The organism is Novosphingobium sp. TK71 (assembly GCF_055361505.1).
In genome coordinates, this window is record NZ_CM143962.1 from 1,155,404 (window position 1) to 1,178,379 (window position 22,976).

The following is a 22,976-nucleotide window of genomic DNA, read 5'->3' on the forward strand; positions in this document are numbered from 1 at the left end:
AACATGGAGCCATGCGGCAAAAGGAACTGCGGATCGCGCTGGTCTGCTACGGTGGTATCAGTCTGGCCGTCTACATGCACGGCGTTACCAAGGAGTTGTGGAAGACCCTTCAGGCAAGCCGCGCGTTCTGGGCGGGCGAAGAAGCTCCCGAAGGAACCGCCCGCGTCTACCGACGATTGCTGCAGCGGCTGGAAGAAGGAAGCAACCTGCGACTACGGGTGCTGACGGATATCGTCGCCGGCGCGAGCGCGGGCGGGATCAACAGCGTGTTCCTTTCCCAGGCGATCCATTCAGGCCAGTCGCTCGAGCCGCTGACCGAACTCTGGCTGGAAAATGCCGATATCGATGTGCTGCTCGATCCCGAAGCGCGCGCACGGTCGCAGGCGACCAAGTTCTGGGCCAGACCGATCGTATCCTACCTGTTGCACCGCCCCGGCAACGCGGTGAGCACCAGCGTAGCGCCGGAAACACGGGAAGAAGTACGCGAGAAACTCTCGCGCCTGATCCGATCACGCTGGTTCGAGCCCCCCTTCAGCGGTATCGGCCTGTCACGATTGCTGGCGGGCGCTTTTTCGGCGATGGAACGCGCAAACGCGGGACCTGCGCTCCTTCCACACGGACACCCGATCAATCTGTTCGTCACCGCCACCGACTTCAAGGGCCACCTCGAAACCCTGAGGCTCCATTCCCCCGAGCTGGTGCTCGAAAGCGAACACCGACTGACTATCGGGTTCGAGGCTTTGTCGGGCTCGGCAAATCTCGCCCCCATGCCGGAGCTCCTGCTAGCCTCGCGTTCGACCGCTAGCTTTCCCGGCGCGTTCCCGCCTCTGCAGATCGAGGAAATCGACAATCTCGTGTCCGAACTGAGCCTTGAGTGGCCGGATCGCGAGGCGTTCTTCCGTCGCATCATGCCAGAGCACAGCCTGCGCGGAGATCTCGACAAGGTCGCACTGATCGACGGCTCCGTACTCAACAATGCACCGTTCGCCGATGCCATGGCCGTGCTGCGCGATCGTCCGGCAACGCGAGAAGTGGACCGACGCTTCGTCTACATAGATCCCACGCCCGATCGTATCGGCGCCTCGATACGCCGACAAAAGACGGCGCCCGGTTTTTTCTCGACGATCTTCGGCTCGCTTTCCTCGATTCCGCGCGAACAGCCTATCCGCGACAACCTCGAAGCGCTCGAGCGCCAGTCGCAGGAGATGGCGACGATGCGCACCATCATCCTCGCCCTGCGGCCCGAAATCGAGGAAACGGTAGATCGCCTGTTCGGCAATACCTTCTTCCTAGACCGGCCCACCCCGAAGCGGCTCGCGGCGTGGCGCAACAAGGCACAGCTCGCCGCCCTCGAACAGGCCGGTTTCGCCTATCACGGCTACGTTCAGTTCAAGTTCTCGGGCATTGTCGCGACATTGGCGCGACTGGTTCACGAGGCGGCGCCCGACCTTGGCCTGTCGTCCAGCCAACCTGTCGTCCAGCGTCTGCACGATCATTTCACGCTCAGCGGGCTGGATCGGATCGAAGGCCTCAAGGGAGACGGTTCTCCGGGAATGATCGGGTTCTTCCGCAGTCACGATCTCGCCTTCAGGGTGCGCCGCCTGCGGCTTCTGGCACGCCGCGTCACGCAGGAATGGCAGCAGGAAGCCAGCGTAACCGAGGCCGAGCGGGACAAGGCGCGCGAAGCGATTTACGCCGCGCTTGCGCTCTATCTCGACCGAGAGCCCGCCGCTGCACTGGGAGAAGATTTTCCAGCACTGGCCGCCGGTGTCTTTGCGGACCCTGCAGCCGTGGTCGATCACGTCTGGAAAGCTCGAAACCTGGTCGAGATCGATGCACGGGTAGATGTCATGCTGGCCGAGGCACTGGCCGACATGCCCCAAGCTCTGCGCCGGCGCGTGCTGCTCGCCTATCTGGGATTCCCGTTCTACGATACTGTAACCCTGCCGCTGCTGCGCGGCGAAGGGCTGACCGAGTTCGACCCGGTTCGCGTCGACCGCATCTCGCCCGAGGATTGCCACATGATCCGCAAGGGGCCGGTGCTGCGCGGAACCGAATTCTACAACTTCGGCGCCTTTTTCAGCCGCGCCTACCGCGAGAACGACTACTTGTGGGGAAGGCTCCACGGTGCGGAGCGTATGGTCGACCTGATCGCCTCCTCACTTGAAGGCGAACATGCACTCTCACAGGGCGAAATGGCCGCATTCAAGCGGGACGCCTTCCTTGCAGTGCTTGATGAGGAAAAGAACAGGTTGACCGCCGATCCGGCGCTGCTTCGCGACCTTCGCGAAGATGTTTTGCGGGGCGGCTAGAGGAACCACATCGTCGTCCCGGAAGAGGTCCGGGACGACGATATGAACCTCATTCGGTCAGATCGTTCCAGGCTTCCTTGATCCGGTCGAAGAAGCCCTTGGACTGCGGGCATTCATCGCCGGTTTCGGTTGCCTGAAGCTCGCGCAGCAATTCCTTCTGGCGAGCGGAGAGCTTGGTCGGTGTTTCCACGCTGATCTCGACGACGAGATCGCCGCGGCCGCGCCCCTGAAGCACCGGCATGCCTGCACCGCGCTTGCGCAGTTGCTTGCCTGACTGGATGCCCGCGGGAATATCGATCGTGATCGGATCACCGTCGATGTTCGGAATCTCGATCGACCCACCAAGTGCTGCCGTAGTGAAGGTGATCGGTACGCGTGTGAGCAGTGTCGTTCCGTCTCGCTCGAACACCCGGTGACGCTTGACGTGCAGGAAGATGTAGAGATCTCCGGGAGGCGCGCCGAAAGGCCCGGCCTCGCCTTTGCCGGACAAGCGAATGCGCGTGCCCGAATCGACTCCTGGCGGGATGTCGACCTGCAAGGTCTGCGGCTTGTCCACGCGCCCTTCACCGCCGCAGGAGCGGCATGGCTTCTCGATCACTTCGCCCCGGCCGTGACAGGTCGGGCAAGTGCGCTCCACCACGAAGAAGCCCTGCTGGGCACGAACCTTGCCGTGGCCCGCGCACATGTTGCACGCGCGCTTGCCTGTGCCCGGTTCGGCGCCAGAACCGCCGCAAGGCTCACAGCCCTGCGACACTTCGATGGTGATTTCGGTCTGCTTGCCATGGAACGCCTCGTCGAGGCTGACTTCCATGTCATAGCGCAGATCGGCGCCGCGACGCGCCTGCTGCCGACCGCCGCCACCGAAGGCACTGCCGAAGATGGATTCGAAGATGTCTCCGATGTCGCCGAACTCGGCGCCACCGGCATGACCGCCACCGCCCATTCCCTGCTGGAACGCCGCATGACCATAACGGTCGTAGGCAGCCCGCTTCTGGGGGTCCTTGAGGCAATCGTATGCCTCGCTGATCTGCTTGAAGCGCGCTTCGGAATCGTCGCACCCCGGATTCTTGTCGGGATGATAGCGCATCGCGAGCCGGCGATATGACGACTTGATAGTCTTGTCGTCGGCGCTGCGCTCTACTTCAAGCAGTTCGTAATAGTCGATTTCGGTAGCTGACACGTCTCGTTATTCCCCGCGTGCGACCTGGCCGCCACCGTTACGTCCGGTAACGATGGCGGCCACGCTTGTCATGAGGACCGATCAGCCCTTGTTTTCGTCGACTTCCGAGAATTCGGCGTCGACGACATCGTCGTCACCACCGGCCGGAGCGGCTTCCGGAGAAGCGGCAGAGGCCTGCTCCTTCTCGTAGATGGCCTGACCCATCTTCATCGCGACTTCGGTCAGAGCCTGCGACTTGGCAGTGATCTCGGCGGGCTCACCGCCTTCGATCGCGGCCTTGGTCGCGGCGATGGCCGCTTCGACTTCCGCCTTCAGGCCGGCGTCGATCTTGTCGCCATGTTCGACGATCTGCTGCTCGGTCGCATGGACGAGGCTGTCGGCGTTGTTCTTGGCCTCGGCAGCCTCGCGACGCTTCTTGTCCTCCTCGGCAAACTTCTCGGCATCCTTGACCATCTGGTCGATGTCGTTGTCCGACAGACCGCCCGATGCCTGGATGCGGATCTGCTGCTCCTTGCCAGTGCCCTTGTCCTTGGCCGAAACGTTGACGATGCCGTTCGCGTCGATGTCGAAAGTGACTTCGATCTGCGGCACGCCCCGGCGCGCGGCCGGAATGCCCACCAGGTCGAACTGGCCGAGCATCTTGTTGTCCTGCGCCATCTCGCGCTCGCCCTGGAACACGCGGATGGTCACCGCCTGCTGGTTGTCCTCGGCGGTAGAGTAGACCTGGCTCTTCTTGGTCGGGATCGTCGTGTTACGGTCGATCATCTTGGTCATGATGCCGCCCAGCGTCTCGATACCCAGCGACAGCGGGGTCACGTCCAGCAGCAGCACGTCCTTGACGTCGCCCTGAAGCACGCCGGCCTGGATCGCGGCGCCCATGGCGACGACTTCGTCAGGGTTCACGCCGGTGTGCGGATCCTTGCCGAAGAAGTCCTTCACGACTTCACGGACCTTGGGCATGCGGGTCATACCGCCAACCAGCACGACATCGTCGATGTCCTTGGCCGAGACGCCGGCGTCAGCCAGAGCCTTCTTGCAGGGCTCGAGCGTGCGCTGAATGAGGTCCGCAACCATCTTTTCAAGGTCGGCGCGGGTGATCGTCTCCACGAGATGCAGCGGGGTCGTGGCGCCGCCTTCCATGCGTGCGGTGATGAAGGGCAGGTTGACCTCGGTCGTCGCGGTGGACGACAGTTCGATCTTCGCCTTCTCGGCCGCTTCCTTCAGGCGCTGCAGGGCGAGCTTGTCGCTGCGCAGGTCCATGCCTTCCTTGGCCTTGAACTTGTCGGCCAGCCATTCAACCAGCTTGGTGTCGAAGTCTTCACCGCCCAGGAACGTGTCGCCGTTGGTCGACTTCACTTCGAACACGCCGTCGCCGATTTCGAGGATCGAAACGTCGAAGGTACCTCCGCCAAGGTCATAAACGGCGATCGTCTTGCCGTCCTGCTTGTCGAGGCCGTAGGCCAGTGCAGCCGCGGTCGGTTCGTTGATGATGCGCAGCACTTCCAGACCGGCGATCTGGCCGGCGTCCTTGGTCGCCTGGCGCTGTGCGTCGTTGAAGTAGGCGGGCACGGTGATGACGGCCTGCGTCACGGTCTCGCCGAGGTACGATTCGGCGGTTTCCTTCATCTTCTGCAGAGTGAAGGCCGAGATCTGCGACGGGCTGTAGTCTTCGCCGCCGGCCTGGACCCAGGCGTCACCATTCTTACCCTTGACGATGTGGTACGGAACCAGCTCGGTGTCCTTCTTGGTCACCGGATCGTCGAAGCGGCGGCCGATGAGGCGCTTTACCGCAAAAATCGTGTTGTCGCCGTTGGTCACGGCCTGGCGCTTTGCCGGCTGCCCGATCAGGCGCTCACCATCCTTGGTGAAAGCGACGATCGAGGGCGTCGTGCGGGCGCCTTCTGAATTTTCGATTACCTTGGGCTTGCCGCCGTCCATGACGGCGACGCAGCTGTTGGTGGTGCCAAGGTCGATACCAATTACTTTTGCCATTATCCCCATTCCTCACGTCAGTGGATGACACCATGCGGATCGCCTCCCTCCATAAGGCAAGGCGGCTTGCACGGCTCGATGACGTTCAAGTCGTCGCACCGGCATATAGGTGTGGTTTCGCTTGGAACAAGTCTGTCTCGATGGCATTACGCCGGGGAAATTTTCAGTGCCCCGTCATGAGCCTGCCCGAGAGGATCAACCTGCCGTGAAGCCGCTTCGTTTGCTGACCCTTGCCAGTGCCCCCGCCCTGCTTTTCGTGCTCGCCGCCTGCCAGCAGGGCGAAGCCCCAACGTCGCAGGAAACCGCCACACAGTCGGCTGAAGGCGCTGTCGGCCCAACGGCAAAGCCGGGCATCAGCGCAAGCGACGGGCACCTGGTCCTTCCCGTGGTAAGCGGCCGCCCGGGCGCGGTCTACTTCTCTGTGCGCAACGATGGTCCGGCCGCCGTGAAGCTTATCGGCGTACACGTCACGGGGGCAGGCAGCGCCCAGATGCACAAGACCGACGGCGGCAGCATGGCGGCTGTCGATTCGCTTGAAATCGCACCCGGTGCACAGGTCGAATTTGCACCCGGCGGCCTTCACGTCATGGCGTTCGACATCGGCGAAAGCGTGAAATCCAGCGGAACCGCTGAACTCACCCTCACCTTCTCCGATGGAGACAAGCTGTCGATGCCCTTGCGGGTGGAAACGATGGGCGGGGACATGCCCGGAGGCGGAGACATGCCGGGGATGAACCACTGATCGCGGGCCTTCCACTCGCGCTCCCGGACAGCCCCTGCCCACCCGGAGGAGAGCGCAAGCTGACCGCCGGCGAAACGGCGCTAGTGCGCTCGATATTCGGAGAAGCGGTGGACTGCAGGCCCGTGCGCATCCGGCGCAGGCGGTGGTTTCCTTTCCAGCCCGCCAATGTGGCGATGGCGCCTTGCGGCCATATCCATTTCGCCGGCGCCTCGGACCTCTATCGCGATGATTTTTCAGACGCGCCGATTGGGATGCAGGGCCTCTTCATTCACGAAATCACGCATGTCTGGCAGGCGCAACAACGAGGTCGATGGTATCTTCCACTGATGCGCCACCCCTTCTGCCGCTACGATTATGCGCTGCGACCGGGCTGGACGCTCGCCAGGTACGGGATCGAACAGCAGGCGGAAATCGTGCGCCATGTCTTCATGCTCGAACGAGGCTGGCAAATTCCGGGCGCGCCGCCACTGGCCAGCTATCGCGGAATTCTTCCGTTTTCTGCCTGAGCCCGAAACCAAAAGTGTGCCAACGAAAAGAGCGCGCGGAACGTTCCGCGCGCTCTTTTCGTTGGATGACCCGAAGTTTTCAGCAATCGCGGTCCCAATAACGGTTCCCGCGGCGGTCGTAGCGGTAGCAACCGTCGTGCTTCTTTGCTGTCGAGCCCGCAACAGCGCCTGCCGCTGCACCGATGGCCGCGCCGGTGCCAACGTCGCCGCCGGTAATGGCACCGACACCCGCGCCGAGAGCGCCACCGGCAAGGGCGCCTTCGCCCGCGTAGTTGCTGGCGCAACCGGCGATGCTGAATGCCCCGGCGGCGAGGATGGGAAGTATGAGCTTGCGCATGGAATCTCTCCGCTGAAAGTCAGGTTTGTCTACCTGCTCAACGGCTCCGGCGCGGACGGGTTCCATGTCGCCCCGTCAAACATCGACGCCCCGCCCCCGTTCGTCCCTGCGGGACTTGACGGCAGGCGGGGCGCGAAAGGATCAGTCAGGCTTCTTTGCGACGGCGACCATGGCCGGGCGCAGGAGGCGATCCTTGATCATGTAGCCCGCCTGGAGCTCCTGCACGACAGTGCCGGGTTCCGCGTCGGCCGAGGGAATCTCGATCATCGCCTGATGCTGGTTGGGGTCTAGCGGCAGGCCCATCGCCGCGATGCGGCTGATGCCGTGGTTCGTGAACGCCTTTTCGATCTCACGGCCAGTGGCCTCGATACCGGCGACCAGGCTCTTCAGCTTCTCGTCCTCGCGCAGTTCGGCGGGGATCGCCGAGAGCGCCCGCGTCAGATTGTCCGCAACCGAAAGGATATCGCGGGCAAAACCGGTCGCCGCATAGGCGCGCGTGTCCGCAATGTCCTTTTCGAGACGGCGACGCACGTTCTGTGTCTCGGCGCGCGCATAGAGCGCGTCCTGCTTGGCGACTTCGATTTCCTCGCGAAGCTTCGCGATTTCACCGCTGTCCTTACCACTGTCGATCATGTCTTCGGGCACGCCCTTCAGTTCTTCCGCGATCGCGGGATCTACAGTTTGACCCTCTGGCGGCTGGGTCTTGTCGTCAGTCATTATTCTGTTGTTCCAACTATCCGATGAGCTTGCCCAGGCTCTGGGCGGTGAAGTCCACCATGGGGACGACGCGCGCATAATTCAACCGAGTCGGCCCGATTACCCCCACGACGCCCACCACGCGGCCTTCGCGGTCGCGATAAGGCGAGGCGATCACGGACGAGCCCGACAGAGCGAAAAGACGGTTCTCGGAACCGATGAAGATACGGGTCGATTCGGCTTCGCGGGCAAGGTCGAGGAGTTCGGCCACGGATTGCTTGTTCTCGAGATCGTCAAGCAACGAACGCACCCGTTCGAGATCGACCAGCGCGGTCTCGTCGAGAAGGTTGGCCTGTCCGCGCACGATCAGCACCGGGCGCGCCATGGCATCCTCGCTCCACACCGCAAGCCCCCGCTCCACGAGATCGCGGCTCGCCGAATCCAGGGCGGATTTGCCGGTGGCGATATCGGCGCGCATCGCCCTTGCGGCCTCGCTCAGCGTACGGCCAGCGAGGTGCGACGAAATGTAGTTCGAAGCTTCCTCCAAAGCGCCCGGCGGCAATATCGCGGGAAATTCGACGATGCGGTTCTCTACAGCGCCATCTTCTCCCACCAGCACTGCCAGCGCTCGCCCCGCAGCCAGCGGAACGAGTTGCAAGTGCATCAGGCGCGGCTCGCGGCGCGGCACCATCACGACGCCAGCTCCGGAAGTAAGGTTCGACAACAGGGAACTGGTCGCTTCGAGCGCGGCCTCGATCGGGCCGGGTGCGGCGATTCGGCTCTCGATCGCCATGCGTTCCTCGGCGGTGGGCTCGGCCACCTGCATGATGCCGTCCACGAACAACCGAAGCCCGGCCTCGGTCGGCAGGCGTCCGGCGCTGGTGTGCGGCGCGGCCAGAAGTCCAAGCGATTCGAGGTCTGCCAGAACCGAGCGGATCGACGCCGAAGACAACTGCACCCCGCCCGGCCCCGCCAATACCTTGGATCCGACCGGGGTTCCGGTCGCCAGATAGCCCTCCACGACTAGGCGGAAAATCTCCCGCGCGCGGGCGGTCAGTTCATTGATGGGCGTCGTCGGCATGTACCTTCAATCTAGGGATTGGGATTGCAGCCTCAAGCACAATGCGCAGCCTGTTTCCCGATTGTCGCATTTTCCGAGCCGTCAGGTGTTTCCACCTGACTTGAAAATGCAAGTTTACCGTTTGTCGCATTTTCCGAACCGTCAGGTGTTTCCACCTGACTTGAAAATGCTCTAGGGGGCGCGGGTAATCGACGATCCGAACTAGACCAAAGGAACCTCCATGCGACCTTCCGGCCGTACGCCCGACGAGATGCGCACCATCGATATCCAGACCGGTTTCACCAAGCACGCCGAAGGTTCGGTGCTGATTTCCTTCGGTGATACCCGCGTCCTCGTCACCGCCTCCGTCGAAGAGAAGGTGCCGCCGTTCCTTCGCGGCAAGGGCGAAGGCTGGGTAACGGCCGAATATTCGATGCTGCCCCGCGCAACGCATACCCGCGGTAGCCGCGAAGCGGCCAAGGGCAAGCAGTCCGGCCGCACGCAGGAAATCCAGCGCCTCATCGGCCGCAGCCTTCGCGCCGTGGTCGACATGAAGAAGCTCGGCGAACGCCAGATCGTGCTCGACTGCGACGTGCTTCAGGCGGACGGTGGCACCCGCACCGCCTCGATCTCGGGCGCGTGGGTTGCGCTGCGTCTTGCCGTCGACAAGCTGATGGCGGACGGCAAGATCAAGGAAGACCCGATCCAGGCCCGTGTTGCCGCCATTTCCTGCGGCATCTGCAACGGCACCCCGGTGCTCGATCTCGACTATATCGAGGACAGCGCCGCCGATGCCGACGCCAACTTCGTGCTGATCGAGGGCGGCAAGATCGCCGAGGCACAGGCCACTGCCGAAGGCGCGACTTATGACGAGGAAGGCCTCCTGCGCCTGCTTCGCCTCGCCCGCATCGGCTGCGACCAGATCTTCGCCGCCCAGGCCAAGGCAGTCGGCCGTTGAGCAATCGCCGTCTCCAGGGCGAACGCCTCGTCATTGCCACGCACAATGCGGGCAAGCTGAGGGAAATCGGCGCCCTGCTCGCCCCTTACGGGATCGAGTGCGTTTCCGCCGGGGAACTCGGCCTGCCCGAGCCCGAGGAGACCGGCACGACGTTCGTCGAGAACGCACTGCTCAAGGCCCATGCCGCCGCGAAAGCCGCGCAGCTTCCTGCGCTGGCTGACGATAGCGGCATGTCGGTAACGGCGCTGGGCGGAAAGCCCGGCGTCTACACCGCCGACTGGGCCGAACGGCAGTGGTTCGAGGGCGAACCCGGCCGGGACTGGTTCATGGCGATGGGCAAGGTTGAAGGCCTCCTTTGCGAACAGGGCCCTGAAGCCGACCGTTCGTGCTGGTTCTCCTGCGTCCTCGCGATCGCTTGGCCGAACGGCGATGAAGCGGTCTACGAAGGCCGCTCCAACGGGACTTTCACGTGGCCTCCGCGCGGAAAGTTGGGTTTCGGCTACGACCCCTGTTTCGTGCCGGACGGCCTCGACCAGACCTTTGCCGAAATCGCGCCTGAAAAGAAGCACGAGATCAGCCACCGCGCCGATGCTTTCGCCAAGCTGGTCGCGGAGCAGTTCCCGAGCTAATCTGCCGATCATGGCCCGCGCGCTGTACATCCACTGGCCGTTCTGCCTCGCAAAGTGTCCCTACTGCGACTTCAACAGCCATGTCCGCGAGCGGGTCGAGATCGCGCGCTGGGAGGCGGGGCTGCTGGCCGACATGCGGCATGAGCATGCGGTGGCAGGCGGGGAACCGCTCGATTCGATCTTCTTCGGCGGGGGCACGCCCTCGCTGATGCCCCCTGCCCTCGTTGCGCGGCTGCTTGACGAGGCGCAGAAACTCTGGGGTTTCGCGGATGGAATCGAGATCACGCTGGAAGGCAATCCTTCCTCCGTCGAGGCCGGCAATTATGCGGCGCTTGCCGATGCCGGTGTAAACCGGGTCTCGCTCGGCCTTCAGGCGCTAGACAACGCAACTCTGCGGTTTCTTGGCCGTCTTCACGATGCGCAAGAGGGACTGAAAGCGCTTGAAGTGGCACAGAAACGCTTTGAGCGCGTCAGTTTCGACCTGATCTACGCCCGCCCCGGCCAGACGCCGGACCAGTGGCAGGCCGAACTGTCCCATGCCCTGTCCTTCGGCACCGGACACCTCTCGCTCTACCAGCTGACCATCGAGCCGGGCACCAAGTTCGCGACCATGGTTCGCCAGCATGAATTCGAGCCGCTGGACGAGGACGCCTGCGCCGACATGTTCGCCCTCACCCGCGAGATGACCGCCGGCGCCGGCCTGCCCGCCTACGAGATCAGCAATCACGCCCGCCCCGGCGAGGAAAGCCGCCATAACCTGACCTACTGGCGCTATCAGGACTATTGCGGCATCGGCCCGGGCGCTCATGGCCGGCGCGGCGGGGTGGCCACCACCCGCCACCGCAAGCCCGAAAACTGGCTTGAAGCCATCGACCGCGCCGCGCACGGCATCAACGAGAGCCGCGAACTCGGCCGCCGCGAGCAGGCGAGCGAGGCCATGCTGATGGGCCTGCGCCTGCGCGAAGGCGTGGACCTTGGCGCGATGTCCGCGCGGTTCGGGCTGGACGCGGCGCAGCTTTGCGATCCCGCCAAGGCCGCATTCTACGAGAAGCAGGGGCTGATCCGGCGCAGCGGCTTGCGGCTGCACGTCACCGAATCGGGAATGCCGTTGCTTGACGGCTTGCTGGGCGAAATCGTGCCCGAAGACCTCGTCGAACCTTGACCAAGGCGGACCTGCTCGAAACCTGGGGCAATCACCTCGGCAACGCGCGGCGCCGCAGCCCCCATACCTTGCGCGCCTATCTCGCGACCGCGGCCCGCCTGATCGACCGGACCGGGGCGGAGGACTGGAATACCCTGGCCCGGCTCGAAGCGGCGGAGCTGCGTCTTCACCTTGCCGACCGGCGCGAACAGGGCATCGGCAACGCTTCGGCCGCGCGCGAACTTTCCGCACTGAAGAGCTTCCTCGCCTTCGCCCGGGAACAGATGGGCGTGGCCCATGCCGCGCCGCCGCGGCTCAGGGGGCCGCGCCTCAAGAAAGGCCTGCCGCGCCCGGTCACGCCGGACGAAGCCGTCAATCTCGCCGCCACGGTGGAGGAAGACGCGCGCGAGCCGTGGATCGGCGCGCGGGACCGCGCGGTCCTGCTCCTGCTCTACGGCGCGGGCCTGCGCATTGCCGAGGCCCTGTCGATCGAAGGCAGCGCCCTGCCCCTGGGCGAGACCCTGATGGTGACCGGCAAGGGCGGCAAGCAGCGCATGGTGCCCTTGCTGCCGATCGTGCGCGAAGGCGTGGCCGACTACATCCACAAGTGTCCATGGCCGATGGTAGCGGGCGGTTCGATCTTCCGCGGGGCCAAGGGCGGAGCGCTTGCCCAGGGTATGGTCCAGAAGGCGGTCGCGCGTGCCCGCATTTCCCTTGGCCTGCCTGCCAGCGCCACGCCCCATGCCCTGCGCCACAGTTTCGCCACCCACCTGCTCGGCGCCGGGGCGGACTTGCGCAGTCTCCAGGAACTGCTCGGCCATGCCAGCCTCGGTTCGACCCAGATCTATACCAAGGTGGATGCGGCAACCCTGCTCGACGTCTACCGCAATGCGCATCCGCGCGAGCAGGGTTGATCCATTCTAGAGAGCGCCTTCGTTAGGCGCCAGCAGCGTGCGCCAGATGAGGGCGCCGATGGCCGCGCCGATCAGCGGCGCGAGCCAGAAGGCCCATAGCTGGCCCAGTGCAGCGGTTTCGGCGAAGAGCGCCACCCCGGTCGACCGGGCGGGATTGACCGAGGTATTGGTTACCGGGATCGACACGAGGTGGATCAGCGTCAGCGCCAGGCCGATCGCCAGCGGGCCGAACCCGGCCGGAGCGATCTTCGAGGTCGACCCGAGGATGACGATGATGAAGCCCGCGGTCAGGATCGTTTCGATCAGCAGCGCCGAATGAAGCGCATAGCCACCGGGCGAAAGCGCGCCATAGCCGTTCGTCGCAAAGCCTTCGGGCGTCCAGCCCGCCTTGCCCGAGGCGATCGCGTAAAGCGCGCCCGCCGCCACGATCGCGCCGAGAACCTGCGAAATCCAGTAGGGAACGAGGTCTTTCCAGTCCAGTCGGCCGCCGATCGCCATGCCGAAGGAAACCGCCGGGTTGAAATGCCCGCCGGATATGCTGCCCACTGCATAGGCCATGGTCACGACCGTAAGGCCGAAAGCCAGGGCGACACCGGCAAAGCCGATGCCAAGCTCCGGAAAGGCTGCTGCAAGAACGGCCGAACCGCAGCCTCCGAAGACGAGCCAGAATGTACCGAAGAATTCCGCTGCCAGTCGCTTCGACATAACGCCTGCTCCCCAAATGGTTGCGCGCCATGGGTACTCCACTATTACTGCGTATGAAAGTGTACTTTCGGGAAGCGCCGTTCTTTATTCTGATGGAAAAAGACGACCTTCTCCCCCCCGGCCGGTCGCTCTCTTGGGGGAAGTAATTTTTCAGGAAAGTGGCGGCGGAAGTCCGGCTTGCCCGGAAGCGATCCCGAAAATGCGCGGCGGGCGATTTCAGAGTGGATCTCTGCCGGGCCTGCGGCGGCATAATTAAATAGGACAGACCTTCGGGCCGTGTTACACTCGCCCGATAGATTTGATCTTTCAGATTTCGATGGCCGCAACGGCACTCCCATGAAATCGGGAATCACGCCTTTATTGGCCATTTCGATTAATCGTTTTTGAAAATCTCTCTCCACATTCTCGCTTTTGCGGGACGTTTTTCATGAGAGGGAAAACATGCAAACCGGAATTGTCCAATTCCTTAGCCTTGCAAAAGGTTACGGCTTCTTGCGTCCCGAGGACGGCGGCGGAGACAACTTCGTCCACATATCGAGCGCCCATGCCGTGGGGCTTGAGACCCTGGCACTGGGCGACCGCTTCACTTACGACATTCAGATCGCGCGCAACGGGAAAGCCTCTGCCGTCAATCTGGTGAAGCTGGCCTGATGCCCGGCGCCCCCCTGACACAACCCCGGCAACCCGGGTCGGGCCCATGGCGCAGCTGATGAGCCTGACCAAAGCATTCTGCGACGCAAGGGCGCAGGAGGCGGCCTCTGCCGCCCAGCAGGCGATGCTCTCGAATGTGCGGGAGCGCGAACTGCGCTCCGAAGCCGCGTGGAGAGCGATGTCCGACCGCATCAGCAAGATGGAAGCCAGCCGCGCTCTCCGCGAGGCGGAGCGTGCCCAGACCGAAACCACCGAGCATACCGAACAGCCCACTTGAGGCCCCGTCGCGGAACATTTCCGGCTTCGGTTGCGCGCTCATTCTGAAGGGAACACGACGATGACGGATACTCCCCCCGATCCGGCCCCGCGCAAGAACAGGAACCGCTGGCAAGCCCGCAACCCGCTCACGCAGGATGAAGCGCGGCGGCAAGGTGACGTGACGCGGTGCGCGCTCCTCACGCTTGGAAACAAGGACGCGGCCATCGCCTATCTCAACGAGGACCGGGACGACCTTGGCGGGCGGCCCATCGATCTGGCGCTGGCCACTGCCGAAGGCTTCAGGCGCGTCGTCGCCCATCTGGCGGACCTTCCGGCTCCCTCGCCCGCGATCGGATAGGCCCGGCCATGACCAGCGGGCTGATCCTGGCCTGTCTCCTGATCGCCGCGATAGGCACCGGGATCGTCTGCCTGGCCATAAGGGCGCTGCGCCGGTCGCGCGCAAAAAACGAAAGCTGGCGCCGCCCCGATCCCGATCTCGAGATTCTGGACATCGCCAGCTTTCAGGCGAAACTGGAACGCCAGATCGGCAAAACCGCTGCGGACCGGCGAAAAGCCTCGAAGATGTTACCCGAGGACGGCGGCAAGCCGCCGTCCTAGCCGGCCCCCCGAACGCAGCCGGATCGCGGACCTAGTCCTTGGCGAAACCGCTGGGGGCAGCGCTGATGACCTTGATCGCGCCGCCGTCCACCGCGCGAACCTCCAGAGCGCGTTCGATCAGGCCGTTCCGGTTGAAGCGGAACGGACCGTCCATGCCGAGGAAGCCACCCGGATCCAGCATCTCGCCGGTGGGGAACGCCTTGCCGGGAACCCAGGCGCGGGTAACGCGCAGGGTCAGCAGCACGGCATCGTAGCCAAGCGTTGCGATGCGGAAGGGCGCGGCGCCGAAGCGGCTGCGATAGCTCTTGGAAAACTGCGCGAAGCGAACGTCGGACACAGTGGAGAACCAGGCGCCGTTGAGCGCCGGGCTGGTGGCCAGTTCGCGCTCACCGCCCCACAGTTCGGTGCCGAGCAGGCGCACGCCCGCACCGCCACCGGCCGCGCGGTAGGAAACCGCTGCCCTGGCCGAAAGGCTGCCGCTGTCAGCGATGAGCAGCGCGCCGTAACCGCTCTTGGCCTTGATGCGATTGGCCGCCGCACCGATCGAGGCGGCGGTGCGATCATAGGTTTCCATGGCCACGACCGAGCCGCCGCTGTCCCGCACCGAGGCGAGGAGCGAGCTGCTCACGCGTTCGCCATAATCGCCCTTGGGCACGAGAGCCGCGAACGTGCTGATGCCCTTGCCGCGCGCATAGCCGACCGTGCGGGCGATCGACTGGCCCGGCAGGTTACCGATGATGAAGACATCCTTGCCGGCCGCCTTCTCGTCGTTCGAGAACGAGATGAGCGGCACGTGCGCAGGCTTGGCGACAGCCGCGACCGAGGCGATGTCGTCAGACAGCAGTGGACCGAGAATCAGCTTGTTGCCGTCGGCGATGGCGCGGCGGGCGGCTTCGCCCGGATTCGTGCCGGTGTCGTAAGTGGTGATGCGCAGGTTCTTCGCGCCGGTATCGAGCAGTGCCATGTTCGCCGCATTGGCGAGCGACTGGCCGACGCCCGCGTTGGGCCCGCTGATCGGCACCAGCAGCGCCACGCGGTGACGTTCGGTATCGGTGGGAATCTCGCTTTCCGGCGCCGTTGGCGTGGGGGCGGGAGCCGGCGCGGGCGCCTTGGGGACCACTGCGCAACCCGCGAGGGCTGCCATCGCTGCCGCCGCGAGAAGATTGCGCCGGTTCAGGCGATTATAGAACATTGCTTGCCGCTCCCATAGTGCTTGGGCCATGAGTCCCTGCGATGGAACACACTCTCACCTCAGGCCTCTACATAGTGGCAACCCCGATTGGCAACCTTGGGGACATTACCTTTCGCGCCGTGGAGATCCTCAAAGGCGTGAGCGCGGTCGCTTGCGAGGACACGCGCATCACCGGGAAGCTCCTGCATCACCTCGGCATCAAGCAGAAGATGATCCGTTATGACGATCACGCCGGCGAAGCCGACCGCGAGCGGCTGCTGGCGCTGATGGAAAGCGAGCCGGTGGCCTTGGTCAGCGATGCCGGAACGCCGCTGATCTCCGACCCCGGCTATCGCCTCGTCAGGATCGCGCGGGAACGGGGCATTCCCATCACCAGCCTGCCGGGCGCGAATGCGGCGGTCATGGCCATGACGCTTTCCGGCCTGCCGAACGACCGCTTCCTGTTCGCCGGCTTCCTGCCCAACAAGGCCAAGGCGCGCGAGACGGTGCTGGCGGATCTCGCCAGAGTGCCCGCCACGCTGATCTTCTACGAAACCGCCCCCCGTCTCGGCGATGCGCTTGAGGCCATCGGCGCGGTCCTGCCCGGCCGCGAAGTCGCGGTGGCGCGCGAACTTACCAAGAAGTTCGAGGAATGCCGCAGCGGCACGCCCGGCGAGCTTATCGCCCATTACGCGGCGCACCCGCCCAAGGGCGAGATCGTCCTGCTCGTCGCCCCTCCCGGCGAGGAACCGATCGGCGAGGTGGATGTCGATGCCCTGCTCCGCGCCGAACTGGCGCTGGCGAAGCCCTCACAGGCGGCCGGAACGGTGGCGAAGGCGACCGGGCTCGACCGCAAGGTGCTCTATGCCCGGGCGATGGAGCTGAAGTGAACAGGCAGCGCGCCGAAGCGGAGCGCAAGGGGCGCCGGGGGGAGGCTCTGGCCGCATGGTACTTGCGGCTCACCGGCTGGAGCATCCGCGCCCGGCGGGTCAAGACCGGTCGCGGCGAGGTCGATATCGTCGCCCGGCGCGGCCGCACGCTGTGCTTCGTCGAGGTGAAGTGGCGCGCGCGCCGCGCCGATCTCGACCATGCGATAGATCATCACCGCCTGCGCCGCGTGGCGGCCGCCGCCGAGGCCGTCGCCCACCGGTACCGGAAGCCGGGCGACAGCCTGAGGGTGGACGTCCTGCTGATGGCGCCCGGCTGCTGGCCGCGCCGGATCGCCAATGCCTGGCAGCCGGACCTGTAGCCCGATCCGCAAAGTTGCAGGACCGGCCCCAAAATCATTCGCGCCCGGCGCCGATTCCGATTAAGCCGCCTTCCCGAAAGATACCGCTCGGTACATATCCGCGAGGACCAGACTTTTCATGACCTTACGCATCGCCGTTCAGATGGACCCGCTGGAATCGATCAAGATCGCGGGTGATTCCTCGTTCGCGCTCATGCTCTCGGCGCAGGCGCGCGGGCACGAACTGTTCCATTATGACGTTCGCACGCTCGCCTATGACGCGTCCTCTGGCGCGGCCGGACGCCTCACCTGCTGGGGTGCCCCGGTTACGGTTCAGCGCGTGGAAGGCGCGCACTTCACGCGCGGCGAGTATCGCCTGATCGACCTCGTGGCCGATATCGACGTGGTGCTGATGCGGCAGGACCCGCCTTTCGACCTCGGCTACATCACCGCCACGCACCTGCTTGAGCGGCTGGCCGGGCAGACGCTGGTGGTCAACGATCCGGCTTCGGTCCGCAATGCGCCCGAAAAGGTCTTCGTGCTGGACTATGCGCGCTTCATGCCGCCCACCTTCATCGCCCGCCGCATCGAGGACGTGCGCCTGTTCCAGCAGCGCAACGTCGAAGCCGGTTTCGGCGGCGACCTCGTCATCAAGCCGCTGCACGGCAACGGCGGCAAGGCAGTGTTCCGCGTGCCCGCCGACGGCAGCAACCTGGGCGCGCTGATCGAGATGTTCGAGAACGCCTGGGTAGAACCGTTCATGGTCCAGCCCTTCCTCCCCGACGTTGCCGAGGGCGACAAGCGCATCGTCCTGGTGGACGGCGTGTTCGCAGGCGCCATCAACCGCAAGCCCGGTGCCGGCGAATTCCGCTCCAACCTCGCGGTGGGCGGCTCGGCGGAGGCCACCGGCCTCACTTCGGCGGAAGAGGAAATCTGTGCGGCGCTTGCCCCGGAACTCAAGGCGCGGGGGCTGGTTTTCGTCGGTATCGACGTGATTGGCGGAAAATGGCTGACCGAAATCAATGTGACTTCCCCCACCGGCATCGTCGCGATCGACCGGTTCAATGGAACCGACACCGGCGCCATGATCTGGGACGCCATCGAGGTCCGCCACGCCGCGATGTAGGCGGTTACCGCCAGGCCGGAGCAGCGCCGCATGAATGAATGGGTGATCTCCCTCGTCGAGGGCGGCGGCTATTGGGGCATCCTGTTCCTCATGGCGCTGGAGAACATCGTGCCGCCGATCCCCTCGGAGCTTATCATGGGCCTCGCCGGGATCGCCATCGCGCATGGCCGCATGGATTTCCTGCCGGTCCTGCTCGCGGGAACGGCAGGCGCCACGCTCGGCAACTACGTGCTGTTCCTCGCCGCCGACCGCCTCGGCTACGAGCGTCTCCGACCGCTGATAGATCGCTGGGGCCGCTGGCTGACGCTGGAATGGGGCGACGTGGAGAAAGCCGGGCATTTCTTCCGCAGGCACGGCCACTGGGTGGTGTTCGTCATGCGCTTCATGCCCATGTTCCGCACCATGGTCTCGGTTCCGGCCGGGCTCGCCCACATGCGGCACCTGCCCTTCCTGCTTTACACCGCGGCCGGCGCGGCGATCTGGAACACGATCCTGCTGATGGCGGGCCGGTGGCTGGGCCATACTTTCGCCGAGGCCGAAACCTGGATCGGATGGGGCACGCTCGCCTTCGCGCTGGGCACCGTGGCCTGGTATCTCTGGCGCGTGATCTCGTGGAAGCCGTCGAACTGAGGGCGCGCCTCAAGCGCCGAGGGCCGCCGAAAAACGGCTCGCATATGGGTTGGAGAGTTTCAAGAATGATGTCCCGGAAGCTGGCCTGCCTTGCCCTGATCCTGCCGCTGGGGTTCGTGCCCGGCGCCGCCAATGCCAGTTTCTATACCGGCGCCCAGCTCTACGAGAGCTGCACCGCCCAGCGCGGCAGCAACAGCTACGTCGAGAAGACCTACGAATGCATCGCCTACATCACCGGCGCGGTGGATGCCTTCAATACCGCGCACAAGTCCAAGAGCTGCATTCCGGCAGGGGTGACGATCAGCCAGCTCCGGGAAGCCACGGTCGGCTACCTGCACGACAATCCCAAGGTTCACAGCGAATCCGGCTCCGACGTGGTCTTTGCCGCCACGCGTAGCGCCTGGCCCTGCGCCGGGGCCGCAACGAAACCCGCGGGCAAGACGGGCAAGACCAGGAAGAAATAGACCCGGCAAACACCCCCGCGAATCGCCATCGGCCACGCGGTGCTTCCCCTCCCCGCGCCTGCCCGAATCCCGAAAAAGATCAGACCGCGAACATCTCTTTGCGGATAAGCACGAAGCCGTGCTTGATCGCGGGTTTAGCCGCCCTATAGTCCCGGCCATGTCCGATGACCTGTTCGACAAGCTCCCGTCTGCGGGCGGGGAATCCTACGATGGTTCCGCGATCGAAGTGCTGGAGGGGCTCGAGCCCGTCCGCCGTCGTCCCGGCATGTACATCGGCGGCACCGACGAGCGCGCGCTGCACCATCTCGCCGCCGAAGTGCTGGACAACGCGATGGACGAGGCCGTGGCCGGCCACGCCAACCGCATCGAAGTCACGCTGGACGAAGGCAACCGGCTGACCATCACCGACAACGGTCGCGGTATCCCGGTTGACGAACACCCCAAGTTTCCCGGCAAGTCGGCGCTGGAGGTCATCCTCTCGACGCTGCACTCGGGCGGCAAGTTCTCCGGCAAGGCCTATGCCACTTCGGGCGGCCTGCACGGCGTCGGCATCTCGGTGGTCAACGCCCTGTCCAGCCTTACCCGCGTCGAAGTGGCCCGCAACAAGGAACTCTTCGCGCAGGAATTTTCGCGCGGGGTCACGCTCGGGCCGCTCCAGAAAGTCGGCGCGGCGCCCAACCGGCGCGGCACGGCGGTCAGCTTCACGCCCGATACCGAGATTTTCGGAGACCAGCAGTTCAAGCCCGCGCGCCTGTTCAAGCTGGTGCGTTCGAAGGCCTATCTTTTCGCGGGCGTCGAAATCCGCTGGAAATGCGCGCCCTCGCTCGCTTCCGAGGATGTTCCCGCCGAATCGACCTTCCAGTTCCCCGGCGGCCTTGCCGATCATCTGGCGGAGCAGATCGGCACCCGTGAATGCGTGACCACGCAGTTCTTCTCCGGGCGCCAGGATTTCCAGCGCGGCGATGACGGTTCCGAACAGGGCCGCGTCGAATGGGCGATCGCCTGGCCGCTCTATTCCGACGGTTCCTATTCCTGGTACTGCAACACCATCCCCACCCCGGACGGCGGCACGCACGAACAGGGCCTTCGCGCCGCGCTGACCAAGGGCATCCGCGCTTTCGCGGACCTGGTGGGGCAGGCCAAGAAGGCCAAGGACATCACCCCGGATGACGTGGTGACCGGCAGCGAAGTCATGCTCTCGGTCTTCATCCGCGATCCCCAGTTCCAGAGCCAGACCAAGGACCGCCTCACCAGCCCCGAGGCCGCCCGCCTCGTGGAAGCGGCGGTGCGCGACCATTTCGACCACTTCCTCACGGACAACCTCGATCGCGGCAAGGCGCTGCTCGGCGCGGTGATGGAACGCATGGACGATCGCCTGCGCCGCAAGGCCGAGCGGGAGGTCAAGCGCAAGACCGCCACCAATGCCCGCAAGCTGCGTCTTCCCGGCAAGTTGACGGACTGTTCGGGCGAGGGGCCGGGCGAGACCGAACTGTTCATCGTCGAAGGCGATTCGGCAGGCGGATCGGCCAAGCAGGCGCGCAACCGCAAGACCCAGGCCATCCTGCCGATCCGGGGCAAGATCCTCAACGTGGCCTCGGCCACGGCGGACAAGATCCGCGGGAACTCGGAAATCGCCGACCTCGGCCTCGCGCTCGGCTGCGGCACCCGCAAGGACTGCAACGCCGACAACCTGCGCTACGACCGCGTCATCATCATGACCGACGCCGACGTGGACGGTGCGCATATCGCCACGCTGCTGATGACCTTCTTCTTCCAGGAGATGCCGGACATCGTGAAGCGCGGGCACCTCTACCTCGCGCAGCCGCCGCTTTACCGCCTCACCGCAGGCTCGACTTCGGCCTATGCCCGTGACGACGCACACCGCGCCGAACTGGAAGCAACGGTGTTCAAGAACAAGAAGGTCGAAGTGGGCCGGTTCAAGGGTCTGGGCGAAATGAACCCGCAGCAGCTTCGTGAAACGACGATGGCGCCGGAAAGCCGCTCGCTCATCCGCATCACCCTGCCGCCGGAATACGAGGGCCGCGCGGCGGTGAAGGACCTTGTGGACCGCCTGATGGGCCGCAATCCCGAACATCGCTTCATGTTCATCCAGAACCGCGCCGGTGAGATCGACCCGGAGCTGATCGATGCGTAACGCTCTTATGCTCGCGGCGCTGGCCGCGATCTCGTTCACCCCGGCCGGGGCCGTCCCCTCGCTTGCCGCCACTGCGGCCGTCTCGCAGCAGGCGGTTTGGGACGAGCTTGCCGGTATCGTCGTCACTGACGAGCAGATGGCCCGGTCGAGCAACGCCATGCTGAAGGCCATGGTTGACGGTCTGGCCGCCGACGAGGAAATGGCCGAACTCGAAACCGCTTATCCCGGCCTGCTCCGGGCATTTTCCGATGCCCTGAAGCCGATGATGGTGCAGGAAGCCCAGCGGATCGTGCCACTGTACCGCAGCGATCTCGCGGCGCTCTACAAGGCGAACCTGTCCGCCTCGGAGGCGGCCGAAATCGGGGTTTTCCTCCGTTCCCCGCAAATGACGCGCTTCATCTCGACCGTGGCCGAACGCAACGCGATGGGCGCCACCGCCCGCGATGCGATGGCTTCCAGGGAAATATCGGCGGAGAGCCTTTCGGCCGATATAGGTTCCGCCGCGATCGATGCCTCGCTTCAGGTAGACGGTGCGGACATGAAGTTCATCAAGGACTTCTTCGCCACGCCGCTGGGCAAGCGGATGTCGGCGCTGAATGCGCAGAAGATCCAGATCGACGCCAGGTGGTCGAACTATATCTCGCCCGAAGCAGAGGCCGAAGTCGGCCCGCTGGTGATCGAGGCCATGGCCCAGCACATCGCCAAGACCGATCCCGAAGTGGCGGCGGAAGTGCGCAAGACCAAGCTGGACACCTCCGCAAATTAAGCGGCTCTAGCGCGTCCGCTTGACGAACAGCCCGCTTTCCCGCCGCTCGGTCGCGAAATTGGGCAGTGTCTGCACCAGTTCCGACAAGCGCGAGAAACCATAGCTGCGGGCATCGAAGCTGGAGCGGTTCGCCACGCGCTGCCCCACTTCGGACAGGCTCGCAAACCCCATTTCGTCCCGCTTGCTGGCCTTCCACGCCTCCCCCAGCAGCTTCACCAGTTCGTCGTCGATGGCGGGCTTTGCCGCTTCGCTCGCCGGTTCGACCGCGTCCTCGTCCGGCATGGCGTCGAGATCGATGAACCGCGTGCAGGCCTCGCGAAACGCCTCGGGCGTGCGGGCGGTGCCGAAGCCATAGACCGGCGTGCCGTTCTGACGGATGCGGATGGCGAGCGGCATGAAGTCGCTGTCGCTCGTCATCAGTCCGAAACCGTCGACATGGCCTCCGTATAGGAGGTCCATCGCGTCGATCGTCATCTTCATGTCTGTGGCGTTCTTGCCCTTGGTCAGGTCGAACTGCTGCTGCGGCTCCAGCGCGTGGCGATGCACGAGCCGGGACCAGCCCTTGAGCGCGGGCTTGCTCCAGTTGCCGTAGATGCGCCGCACGTTGACCGTGCCGAGATCGCCCAGGATCGTCAGCGCCGCATCGAGATTGGCGGGAGAGGCATTGTCGGCATCGATCAGCAGCGCGATGTTGCGGCCGATGCGGGGCTTGGGTTCGGGCACTTTTGGCTCCTTTA

At 64.7% G+C, this 22,976-nt stretch carries 27 protein-coding genes; 18 read left to right on the forward strand and 9 right to left on the reverse strand.

Features of this window, described 5'->3' with window-relative positions; all coding sequences use genetic code 11:
* Positions 1–11 precede the first annotated feature (11 nt).
* The gene (locus ACXJ16_RS05215) at positions 12–2,312 is read left to right on the forward strand and encodes a patatin-like protein (protein ID WP_463921531.1); all 2,301 of its coding nucleotides are present in this window, start codon (positions 12–14) and stop codon (positions 2,310–2,312) included.
* A 49-nt stretch (positions 2,313–2,361) separates the two neighbouring features.
* Here the strand turns inward: ACXJ16_RS05215 and dnaJ are convergent, their stop codons facing one another.
* Positions 2,362–3,492, reverse strand: coding sequence for a molecular chaperone DnaJ (gene dnaJ, locus ACXJ16_RS05220; protein WP_185997419.1), 1,131 nt, complete (start codon positions 3,490–3,492; stop codon positions 2,362–2,364).
* Positions 3,493–3,573: 81 nt separating this feature from the next.
* Positions 3,574–5,484: a molecular chaperone DnaK gene (gene dnaK, locus ACXJ16_RS05225; protein WP_324695093.1), complete on the reverse strand. Its 1,911-nt coding sequence runs from the start codon at positions 5,482–5,484 to the stop codon at positions 3,574–3,576.
* 205 nt (positions 5,485–5,689) lie between these two features.
* Here dnaK and ACXJ16_RS05230 point away from each other — a divergent pair, with 205 nt between their 5' ends.
* The gene (locus tag ACXJ16_RS05230; RefSeq protein WP_324695091.1) at positions 5,690–6,226 is read left to right on the forward strand and encodes a copper chaperone PCu(A)C; all 537 of its coding nucleotides are present in this window, start codon (positions 5,690–5,692) and stop codon (positions 6,224–6,226) included.
* Positions 6,226–6,732, forward strand: coding sequence for a vgr related protein (locus ACXJ16_RS05235; protein WP_324699042.1), 507 nt, complete (start codon positions 6,226–6,228; stop codon positions 6,730–6,732). The genes ACXJ16_RS05230 and ACXJ16_RS05235 overlap by 1 nt, the downstream gene beginning before the upstream one ends.
* A gap of 79 nt (positions 6,733–6,811) precedes the next feature.
* Here ACXJ16_RS05235 and ACXJ16_RS05240 read toward each other — a convergent pair whose 3' ends face one another.
* The 3 genes from ACXJ16_RS05240 to hrcA all read right to left on the reverse strand — a co-directional run bounded on the left by ACXJ16_RS05240 (position 6,812) and on the right by hrcA (position 8,846).
* Positions 6,812–7,069: a YMGG-like glycine zipper-containing protein gene (locus ACXJ16_RS05240; protein ID WP_054438912.1), complete on the reverse strand. Its 258-nt coding sequence runs from the start codon at positions 7,067–7,069 to the stop codon at positions 6,812–6,814.
* A gap of 141 nt (positions 7,070–7,210) precedes the next feature.
* A complete protein-coding gene (gene grpE, locus ACXJ16_RS05245) occupies positions 7,211–7,786 on the reverse strand; it encodes a nucleotide exchange factor GrpE (protein ID WP_324695088.1) in 576 nt (191 codons plus the stop codon).
* 16 nt (positions 7,787–7,802) lie between these two features.
* Positions 7,803–8,846: a heat-inducible transcriptional repressor HrcA gene (hrcA, locus tag ACXJ16_RS05250; RefSeq protein ID WP_054438908.1), complete on the reverse strand. Its 1,044-nt coding sequence runs from the start codon at positions 8,844–8,846 to the stop codon at positions 7,803–7,805.
* 220 nt (positions 8,847–9,066) lie between these two features.
* On the opposite strand from hrcA, the gene rph reads away from it, so the two are divergent.
* The 4 genes from rph to ACXJ16_RS05270 are packed head-to-tail and all read left to right on the forward strand — an operon-like array spanning position 9,067 to position 12,467.
* Entirely contained in the window at positions 9,067–9,783 is a 717-nt protein-coding gene (gene rph, locus ACXJ16_RS05255) for a ribonuclease PH (RefSeq protein WP_054438906.1), read from the forward strand.
* Positions 9,780–10,412, forward strand: a complete 633-nt coding sequence (gene rdgB, locus ACXJ16_RS05260) for an RdgB/HAM1 family non-canonical purine NTP pyrophosphatase (protein WP_324695085.1) — start codon at positions 9,780–9,782, stop codon at positions 10,410–10,412. The genes rph and rdgB overlap by 4 nt, the downstream gene beginning before the upstream one ends.
* Before the next feature lie 10 nt (positions 10,413–10,422).
* On the forward strand, positions 10,423–11,574 hold the full coding sequence (gene hemW, locus ACXJ16_RS05265) for a radical SAM family heme chaperone HemW (protein ID WP_463921534.1): 1,152 nt from the start codon (positions 10,423–10,425) through the stop codon (positions 11,572–11,574).
* Positions 11,571–12,467, forward strand: coding sequence for a tyrosine recombinase XerC (locus ACXJ16_RS05270; RefSeq protein ID WP_463921535.1), 897 nt, complete (start codon positions 11,571–11,573; stop codon positions 12,465–12,467). Before hemW ends, ACXJ16_RS05270 begins: the two co-directional genes overlap by 4 nt.
* Before the next feature lie 6 nt (positions 12,468–12,473).
* On the opposite strand, the gene aqpZ is transcribed toward ACXJ16_RS05270, so the two are convergent.
* Together aqpZ and ACXJ16_RS05280 are read right to left on the reverse strand one after the other, a co-directional pair.
* A complete protein-coding gene (gene aqpZ, locus ACXJ16_RS05275) occupies positions 12,474–13,172 on the reverse strand; it encodes an aquaporin Z (RefSeq protein ID WP_054438899.1) in 699 nt (232 codons plus the stop codon).
* 44 nt (positions 13,173–13,216) lie between these two features.
* Positions 13,217–13,540 (reverse strand): hypothetical protein, encoded by a 324-nt coding sequence (locus tag ACXJ16_RS05280; RefSeq protein WP_463921536.1) that lies wholly within the window; start codon positions 13,538–13,540, stop codon positions 13,217–13,219.
* Between the two features lie 73 nt (positions 13,541–13,613).
* Here ACXJ16_RS05280 and ACXJ16_RS05285 point away from each other — a divergent pair, with 73 nt between their 5' ends.
* Genes ACXJ16_RS05285 through ACXJ16_RS05300 form a run of 4 tightly spaced genes read left to right on the forward strand, consistent with a single transcriptional unit; the run spans position 13,614 to position 14,699 of the window.
* On the forward strand, positions 13,614–13,823 hold the full coding sequence (locus ACXJ16_RS05285; protein ID WP_054438897.1) for a cold-shock protein: 210 nt from the start codon (positions 13,614–13,616) through the stop codon (positions 13,821–13,823).
* A 58-nt stretch (positions 13,824–13,881) separates the two neighbouring features.
* Complete coding sequence (locus ACXJ16_RS05290) at positions 13,882–14,100, forward strand: hypothetical protein (RefSeq protein ID WP_054438896.1); 219 nt, start codon at positions 13,882–13,884, stop codon at positions 14,098–14,100.
* 60 nt (positions 14,101–14,160) lie between these two features.
* Positions 14,161–14,439, forward strand: a complete 279-nt coding sequence (locus tag ACXJ16_RS05295) for an antitoxin Xre/MbcA/ParS toxin-binding domain-containing protein (RefSeq protein WP_054438895.1) — start codon at positions 14,161–14,163, stop codon at positions 14,437–14,439.
* Positions 14,440–14,447: 8 nt separating this feature from the next.
* The gene (locus tag ACXJ16_RS05300) at positions 14,448–14,699 is read left to right on the forward strand and encodes a hypothetical protein (protein WP_463921538.1); all 252 of its coding nucleotides are present in this window, start codon (positions 14,448–14,450) and stop codon (positions 14,697–14,699) included.
* A 31-nt stretch (positions 14,700–14,730) separates the two neighbouring features.
* Here ACXJ16_RS05300 and ACXJ16_RS05305 read toward each other — a convergent pair whose 3' ends face one another.
* The gene (locus ACXJ16_RS05305) at positions 14,731–15,891 is read right to left on the reverse strand and encodes a penicillin-binding protein activator (RefSeq protein WP_185997426.1); all 1,161 of its coding nucleotides are present in this window, start codon (positions 15,889–15,891) and stop codon (positions 14,731–14,733) included.
* A gap of 41 nt (positions 15,892–15,932) precedes the next feature.
* Between ACXJ16_RS05305 and rsmI the strand changes: the two genes are divergently transcribed.
* The 7 genes from rsmI to ACXJ16_RS05340 all read left to right on the forward strand — a co-directional run bounded on the left by rsmI (position 15,933) and on the right by ACXJ16_RS05340 (position 22,239).
* The gene (gene rsmI / locus ACXJ16_RS05310; RefSeq protein ID WP_324695071.1) at positions 15,933–16,760 is read left to right on the forward strand and encodes a 16S rRNA (cytidine(1402)-2'-O)-methyltransferase; all 828 of its coding nucleotides are present in this window, start codon (positions 15,933–15,935) and stop codon (positions 16,758–16,760) included.
* Complete coding sequence (locus ACXJ16_RS05315; protein ID WP_443477841.1) at positions 16,757–17,119, forward strand: YraN family protein; 363 nt, start codon at positions 16,757–16,759, stop codon at positions 17,117–17,119. Before rsmI ends, ACXJ16_RS05315 begins: the two co-directional genes overlap by 4 nt.
* A 118-nt stretch (positions 17,120–17,237) precedes the next feature.
* Positions 17,238–18,224: a glutathione synthase gene (gshB, locus tag ACXJ16_RS05320; protein WP_054438888.1), complete on the forward strand. Its 987-nt coding sequence runs from the start codon at positions 17,238–17,240 to the stop codon at positions 18,222–18,224.
* Positions 18,225–18,254: 30 nt separating this feature from the next.
* Positions 18,255–18,854, forward strand: a complete 600-nt coding sequence (locus ACXJ16_RS05325) for a DedA family protein (protein ID WP_324695066.1) — start codon at positions 18,255–18,257, stop codon at positions 18,852–18,854.
* A gap of 65 nt (positions 18,855–18,919) precedes the next feature.
* Entirely contained in the window at positions 18,920–19,318 is a 399-nt protein-coding gene (locus ACXJ16_RS05330; protein ID WP_324695064.1) for a Rap1a/Tai family immunity protein, read from the forward strand.
* A gap of 157 nt (positions 19,319–19,475) precedes the next feature.
* Complete coding sequence (gene parE / locus ACXJ16_RS05335; RefSeq protein ID WP_132468792.1) at positions 19,476–21,473, forward strand: DNA topoisomerase IV subunit B; 1,998 nt, start codon at positions 19,476–19,478, stop codon at positions 21,471–21,473.
* Positions 21,466–22,239, forward strand: a complete 774-nt coding sequence (locus tag ACXJ16_RS05340) for a hypothetical protein (protein WP_132468791.1) — start codon at positions 21,466–21,468, stop codon at positions 22,237–22,239. Before parE ends, ACXJ16_RS05340 begins: the two co-directional genes overlap by 8 nt.
* Positions 22,240–22,245: 6 nt before the next feature.
* Here ACXJ16_RS05340 and ACXJ16_RS05345 read toward each other — a convergent pair whose 3' ends face one another.
* On the reverse strand, positions 22,246–22,962 hold the full coding sequence (locus ACXJ16_RS05345; protein WP_185997429.1) for an NYN domain-containing protein: 717 nt from the start codon (positions 22,960–22,962) through the stop codon (positions 22,246–22,248).
* Between the last annotated feature and the right edge of the window lie 14 nt (positions 22,963–22,976).

Bases quoted from the DNA above. Each gene is read 5' to 3' on its own strand.
- ACXJ16_RS05215 (WP_463921531.1), top strand. From the start codon at position 12: ATGCGGCAAAAGGAACTGCGGATCGCGCTGGTCTGCTACGGTGGTATC.
- dnaK (WP_324695093.1), bottom strand. From the start codon at position 5,484: ATGGCAAAAGTAATTGGTATCGACCTTGGCACCACCAACAGCTGCGTC.
- ACXJ16_RS05240 (WP_054438912.1), bottom strand. From the start codon at position 7,069: ATGCGCAAGCTCATACTTCCCATCCTCGCCGCCGGGGCATTCAGCATC.
- grpE (WP_324695088.1), bottom strand. From the start codon at position 7,786: ATGACTGACGACAAGACCCAGCCGCCAGAGGGTCAAACTGTAGATCCC.
- hrcA (WP_054438908.1), bottom strand. From the start codon at position 8,846: ATGCCGACGACGCCCATCAATGAACTGACCGCCCGCGCGCGGGAGATT.
- rph (WP_054438906.1), top strand. From the start codon at position 9,067: ATGCGACCTTCCGGCCGTACGCCCGACGAGATGCGCACCATCGATATC.
- hemW (WP_463921534.1), top strand. From the start codon at position 10,423: ATGGCCCGCGCGCTGTACATCCACTGGCCGTTCTGCCTCGCAAAGTGT.
- aqpZ (WP_054438899.1), bottom strand. From the start codon at position 13,172: ATGTCGAAGCGACTGGCAGCGGAATTCTTCGGTACATTCTGGCTCGTC.
- ACXJ16_RS05280 (WP_463921536.1), bottom strand. From the start codon at position 13,540: ATGGCCAATAAAGGCGTGATTCCCGATTTCATGGGAGTGCCGTTGCGG.
- ACXJ16_RS05285 (WP_054438897.1), top strand. From the start codon at position 13,614: ATGCAAACCGGAATTGTCCAATTCCTTAGCCTTGCAAAAGGTTACGGC.
- ACXJ16_RS05290 (WP_054438896.1), top strand. From the start codon at position 13,882: ATGAGCCTGACCAAAGCATTCTGCGACGCAAGGGCGCAGGAGGCGGCC.
- ACXJ16_RS05295 (WP_054438895.1), top strand. From the start codon at position 14,161: ATGACGGATACTCCCCCCGATCCGGCCCCGCGCAAGAACAGGAACCGC.
- ACXJ16_RS05300 (WP_463921538.1), top strand. From the start codon at position 14,448: ATGACCAGCGGGCTGATCCTGGCCTGTCTCCTGATCGCCGCGATAGGC.
- ACXJ16_RS05305 (WP_185997426.1), bottom strand. From the start codon at position 15,891: ATGTTCTATAATCGCCTGAACCGGCGCAATCTTCTCGCGGCGGCAGCG.
- rsmI (WP_324695071.1), top strand. From the start codon at position 15,933: ATGGAACACACTCTCACCTCAGGCCTCTACATAGTGGCAACCCCGATT.
- gshB (WP_054438888.1), top strand. From the start codon at position 17,238: ATGACCTTACGCATCGCCGTTCAGATGGACCCGCTGGAATCGATCAAG.
- ACXJ16_RS05325 (WP_324695066.1), top strand. From the start codon at position 18,255: ATGAATGAATGGGTGATCTCCCTCGTCGAGGGCGGCGGCTATTGGGGC.
- ACXJ16_RS05330 (WP_324695064.1), top strand. From the start codon at position 18,920: ATGATGTCCCGGAAGCTGGCCTGCCTTGCCCTGATCCTGCCGCTGGGG.
- parE (WP_132468792.1), top strand. From the start codon at position 19,476: ATGTCCGATGACCTGTTCGACAAGCTCCCGTCTGCGGGCGGGGAATCC.
- ACXJ16_RS05340 (WP_132468791.1), top strand. From the start codon at position 21,466: ATGCGTAACGCTCTTATGCTCGCGGCGCTGGCCGCGATCTCGTTCACC.